Genomic DNA, 582 nt, shown 5'->3' with positions numbered 1-582 from the left:
TTCCCCGCCCCGCCCAGCGCCGAGCTGCACATCCACCTCGAGGGCACGATCGAGCCCGAGCACATCGTCGAGATGGCGCGCCGCAACGGAGTCGCCCTGCCCACCGAGGACCTCGACGCCCTCCGCGCCCGGTACTCCTTCACCGACCTCGCGTCGTTCCTGGAGCTGCACTACTCGAACCTCACCGTGCTGAAGACGGAGCGGGACTTCTTCGAGCTCGCGACCGGCTACCTCGACCGGGCGCAGAAGGCGAACGTCCGCCGCGCCGAGATCTTCTTCGACCCGCAGACGCACCTCGGCAACGGCGTCGCGCTCGACACCGTGATGAGCGGGATCACCCGTGCGCTCGGTCGGAGCGAGGAGACCCACGGGATCTCGACGGACCTGATCATGTGCTTCCTCCGCGACCTGGGCGCCGACGCGGCCGACGAGATGCTGACGGCGATCCTCCCCTGGCGCGAGCACATCATCGGCGTCGGGCTCGACTCGAACGAGGTGGGCTTCGGCCCGGAGCTGTTCGTCGACGTCTACGCGCGCGCCGCGGCGGAGGGACTGCGCCTGGTCGCGCACGCCGGCGAGGAG

The 582-nt window shown here is 70.3% G+C and carries 1 protein-coding gene; it reads left to right on the top strand.

Going from position 1 to position 582, the window contains the following annotated elements:
- Positions 1 to 582 (top strand): adenosine deaminase (locus C5B92_RS16825; protein ID WP_374952943.1); only part of this gene is annotated, 582 nt, incomplete at both ends.

It is taken from the genome of Rathayibacter sp. AY1A4 (assembly GCF_002930955.1).
Classification (GTDB): domain Bacteria; phylum Actinomycetota; class Actinomycetes; order Actinomycetales; family Microbacteriaceae; genus Rathayibacter.
Note: the sequence above shows the minus strand (reverse complement) of the source record. Positions and strands in the feature narration are given on the sequence as shown.